Origin of the sequence: Microcystis sp. M_QC_C_20170808_M3Col (assembly GCF_007095505.1) — a bacterium.
In the GTDB taxonomy this organism is placed as follows: Bacteria; Cyanobacteriota; Cyanobacteriia; order Cyanobacteriales; family Microcystaceae; genus Microcystis.
In genome coordinates, this window is the sequence record NZ_SFBY01000112.1 from 1 (window position 1) to 4951 (window position 4951).

General features: G+C 45.8%; 5 protein-coding genes. All 5 read right to left on the bottom strand.

Annotation, left to right across the window (positions count from 1 at the left end; all coding sequences use genetic code 11):
* Positions 1-249: 249 nt before the first annotated feature.
* The gene (locus EWV84_RS05480; protein WP_287076973.1) at positions 250-1170 is read right to left on the bottom strand and encodes an FTR1 family iron permease; all 921 of its coding nucleotides are present in this window, start codon (positions 1168-1170) and stop codon (positions 250-252) included.
* 34 nt (positions 1171-1204) lie between these two features.
* Complete coding sequence (locus EWV84_RS05485; protein WP_002731529.1) at positions 1205-1639, bottom strand: ferritin-like domain-containing protein; 435 nt, start codon at positions 1637-1639, stop codon at positions 1205-1207.
* 244 nt (positions 1640-1883) lie between these two features.
* Positions 1884-2744: a tetratricopeptide repeat protein gene (locus EWV84_RS05490; protein ID WP_286826133.1), complete on the bottom strand. Its 861-nt coding sequence runs from the start codon at positions 2742-2744 to the stop codon at positions 1884-1886.
* A 121-nt stretch (positions 2745-2865) separates the two neighbouring features.
* Complete coding sequence (gene ilvD / locus EWV84_RS05495; protein WP_287076976.1) at positions 2866-4551, bottom strand: dihydroxy-acid dehydratase; 1686 nt, start codon at positions 4549-4551, stop codon at positions 2866-2868.
* A gap of 121 nt (positions 4552-4672) precedes the next feature.
* Positions 4673-4951, bottom strand: a 279-nt coding sequence (locus EWV84_RS05500; protein ID WP_502705759.1) for a hypothetical protein, incomplete at its 5' end; no start/stop codon positions are given.

Below are 4951 nucleotides of genomic sequence, written 5' to 3' on the forward strand. Positions count from 1 at the left end.
TGGGGGTAGGGTGTGGGGTGTGGGGTGTGGGGTGTGGGGTTTTACCAGTTTTGAGGTGGCCAATTACCTAATTTTCAGGGAAAAAGTGCCTAAATTTCCCCCCGATCACTGCCATATCCAGTAATTTTTAAGTTCCAAAAGGTCTAAAAGTATTACCCAACAAGGTTTTTAGCTTTATTCAGCAAACCCTAAATAGCAGTTTCTTGCCATCTTTTCACTGTTTACTGATCACTGATTACTGATTACTGATTACTGTTTACTGATCACTGTTTGAGGACGTTGTCGTAAGCTTTGGAAATAGAGGCCACCGATAAGCAGTAAAAAGAGGATATAAGCAACAATTTGACTAATATAGAGGTTTTGACGATAACCAAACAGGGATTTGAGGAGGAGTCCGGGGAAAGTGCGATCACTCAAAATTTGGGAACCGTCCCAAACTTGAAAACCGAGAAGACAGGAGGAGGGGAGAGAAGGACAGAAATGGCGATAAAAAGGGTCAATTTCACTTAAAAGACTGATTCCTGCGTCGATATGTTTCAAAACACCGATGAGTAATCCCGCAACGATTAAGAGTAGGAAAGTCCCCATAATTTGGAAAAAGAGACGGATATTAATTTTTACTCCCCCTGCAAATAGGAGAATTCCCAACAAAGTCGCGACACTTAACCCTGCTATCGCACCGAAGGTTTGTAGCTGCCAATCTTTTTGGAATTGGGCCAGGATAAAGAGAACTGTTTCAAATCCCTCCCGCAAGACAGCGATAAAAACGAGCAGAAAAATCGCTTTTCCTGCCCCATTTTCCGATTTTAAACCCGCTTTTACCGCATTTTCTACCTCAGATTTCAAATATTTGGCCTGTTGAGTCATCCAAATTAACATCCAACTCAACATCAAAACGGCAATCAGTCCAAAAGTGGCGGCCAGTAATTCCTTGAGCATTGGTACGAATGGACTAGGAGAGGCATCCACTTGAAAAAGGATTCCCCCTAGCAAAATACCGACCAAAACACTAGCGACTACTCCGGCACCAATACCACGATACACCCATGAGTTAAGTTGCGATCGATCCGATTTTTGTAAACAAGCGAGGACAATTCCCACCACTAAAGCGGCCTCGAAACCTTCCCGGAGAGTGATAATAAAAGTGGGTAAAGCGGAACTGAGATTCATAAGCTAGTCGATAAACTCTAACTTTGATCCTAGCTTAAGCAAAATCCCGCAGCATCTTGCGAATTTCCAGATTGTGTAATTCTTCTTGTCCGATCATACCGCGAGCGAATTCTTCTAGGTAAATACTGGCATCTTCGACGGTTTCTAGGAGTGCTTTGTACAAATCAAGGGATTTTTTCTCATGATTGAGGCTCTCACTCAAGATTGCTTTGATATTATGTTCATAGCTTTCCTCGATGGGGGCAATTTTTAAGCTAGGATGACCTTCTAAACCGGTGAGAATTTCCCCAACTTGTTGCGCGTGGGTGAGGGACTCCGTGGCCTGAGTCTGGAAAAATTGGACGATGGGGATGCGATGGGGCCCTGTCACCATCAGGGAATAGTGGGTGTAACGGACAACTCCCGCTAGTTCAAATTCCATGATTTCGTTCAGTTGTTCGATGGTTTTGTCTCTGTCTAGTTCTCGCATAAGATTCTCAATAATTTGTCTCTCATTGCAATTGTAGCTAATCCAGACTGGCTAAATAAATCTTAAAACCTTGTTGGCTAATATCTTTAGGCTTTTTTGCCGTCAAAAAAGTGCCAGATATTGGAGCAATCGGGGGGAAATTTTAGGCACTTTTTCCCTGAAAATGCCTAAAACCCCACACCCCACAAAAAACCTTTTCAGCAAACCCTAGGTACTGAATCGAGGCGATCGAGTCAAAAGGATTTTAGCTGGGGGAATAGCAACTCAAGAGGTCATTAAAGGTTTCATTTTGCCTTAAACCATCGAAAACAAAGTTATTACGCGCTAATTCGCCGCAAATATCCGGTTCTATGTCTAGAGCTTCCCGTAAACAGTCGATCGCTTTTTGTTGTTGACCGAGGGCGGCATAACAGCAGGCGGAATTATACCACGCATAGCGATCATCTCGATCGATTTTTAACGATTCTTCATAACATGCGATCGCTTCTGTTAAACGCTGTAATTCCTGTAGGATCACACCCTGTTGATACCAGGACCAGTAATCTTGCGGTCGGATATCGAGGGCGGTACGATAATTAAATAAAGCCTCTTGGGGATTGCCCCAATCCCGGAAAGCGTCGCCGCGACGATACCAGGCCCAATAATCCCGGGGTCGCGCCCCTAGGGCCAGATCATAGGAAGTGATAGCGCGTTCGTAATTTTTGAGCAATCGATAGGCCTCTCCTTGCCGGTAGGCTGCCCAATAGTCCCCCGGACTATGACTTAAGGCCCGTTGAAAGCAAGCGATCGCTTTTTCGTAGTCCTTTAATTCTTGTAGATAAACACAACCTTGATCGTACCAAGCCCAATAGTTATCATCCTTTACCTGTGCGGCGTTAGCATAACTTTGAGCGGCTTCTTCATACATTCCCAAGTCTTCTAGTATCATACCCCTTTTGTACCATGCCCAATAATCATCTGGATAATATTCTAAGGCTTTTTCGTAGCTGATTAAGGCTCCAAAATAGTCCATTCTTTCTCTTAAAATATTGCCTTGGTCATACCAGTCCCTATAGGTATCCGGACGGCATTCGAGCGCTCGATAGACAGTAAATAGATAGGTCATAGTCATCAATCTCTAACAATTGCATCCGTCAGTCTTATCAGTTATCAGTTATCAGTGGGATTGTTCGGTGGGCAGTGGGGGAACTGGCGATCGCAATTGACCGCCATTCCTATTTATACTTTTAGAACAGATTCAGATCCGTTAAAGCGCCGAGACTGCTAGAGGAGACTAACTTAGCGAATTTGCCGAGAATTCCCGTTTTATAGCGTGGGGGGTGCGGTTGCCAATGGTTACGACGACGGACTAATTCTTCCTCAGATACATTTAAACTCAAGAGACGCTGACGAGCATCAATAGTAATTTGATCCCCTTCCTCTACTAGAGCAATTGTACCACCTACTGCCGCTTCTGGAGCGACGTGACCGACCACCAGACCGTAGGTTCCCCCGGAAAAACGACCATCGGTAATTAATCCCACGGAATCCCCTAAACCGGCGCCGATAATTGCCGAAGTGGGGGCCAACATTTCCCGCATACCCGGTCCGCCTACTGGTCCCTCGTAACGGACAACCACCACATCCCCGGCTTTAATTTTTCCGGCTAAAATTGCCTCTAAACAGGTTTCTTCCGACTCAAACACCCGCGCGGGCCCGGTGATTACCGGAGTTTTCACGCCGCTAATTTTGGCCACGGACCCCTCTGTGGCCAGATTTCCTTTTAAAATGGCTAAATGACCCTCTTTATAGACAGGATTGCTAAAAGGACGGATAACGTCTTGGCCTGACGGCGGTTGGTCGGGAATATCGGCTAAAATCTCGGCGATAGTCTGACCGCTAATGGTGAGAGCATCCCCGTGCAGTAAACCATTAACCAGCAGAATTTTCATCACTTGGGGAATACCGCCGGCTTTATGTAGATCCACGGTAACGTAACGCCCGGAGGGTTTAAGATCGCAGATAACCGGTACACGCTGCCGGATAGTTTCAAAATCATCGATCGATAATTCTACCCCGATGGTGCGGGAAATGGCTAAAAGGTGCAGCACGGCGTTAGTGGAACCTCCCACCGCCATAATTACCGAAATAGCGTTTTCAAAGGCTTTACGGGTCAAAATTTGGCTAGGTAGAATCTGTTTTCTAATCGCCTCGACCAAAACCTTGGCCGATTCTTCAGTACTATCGGCTTTTTCCGCATCTTCGGCGGCCATGGTCGAGGAGTAGGGTAAACTCATCCCCATGGCTTCAAAAATGGAAGACATGGTATTAGCAGTAAACATTCCACCACAGGAACCGGCGCCGGGGCAAGCGTTGCGTTCGATTCCGATGAGGTCTTCTTCACTGATTTTACCGGCGCTGTACTGTCCCACGGCTTCAAAGGAACTGACTACGGTTAAATCGCAATCTTTGTAGCGCCCCGGTTTAATCGTGCCACCATAGACGAAAATAGCGGGAATGTTCATCCGGGCCATGGCAATCATTGCTCCTGGCATATTTTTGTCACAACCCCCGATAGCGAGGACTCCATCGAGACTTTGACCATTACAGACCGTTTCAATGGAATCGGCGATTACTTCCCTAGAAACGAGAGAATATTTCATCCCTTCTGTTCCCATGGAAATTCCGTCACTAATGGTGATAGTCCCGAAAAGTTGCGGCATTCCCCCCGCTAATCTGGTGGCTGCTTCGGCGCGCATTGCTAAATCATTAATTCCCATGTTACAGGGGGTAATGGTGCTAAATCCGTTAGCGATGCCGATGATTGGTTTGCTAAAGTCCTCATCCCCAAAACCTACCGCTCTTAACATGGCCCGATTGGGACTGCGTTGGGTACCTTGGGTAACAATGCGACTTCTGTAGTTATCTGCCATAACTTTATCTTTCTCCAATGGCGGCTGACGTGTGCGATCGCTGCTCAAGTTCTCCAATCGCACCTTTATTTCTATTTTCTGACTTTTGGCCGCTCTGAGCAGGTTTTAGGACAGCCCATCTCTAAAGAAAATATAAAACTGCGGGATTATTCAGCAATAACGAAGAGGCTATGGCTTTAGAAACTTTCGGAATTTTTTGGTGAAAAGTAGGTTGTCTTGGCATTTTGTCTGTTAATTTATCATAAAGAGTAACGAAGAGTCCGAAAAATTCGGGTAAGTAGGTTTCGACAATATCTTTCCAGGGACTGTCGAAAGATGTACTTGGTTCAGTCATGGTTTTGGGACAGCCAGTGGAGCAAATCTGCCTCATTTTCAAAGTCCAGGAGAGCTTCTCCCAAGT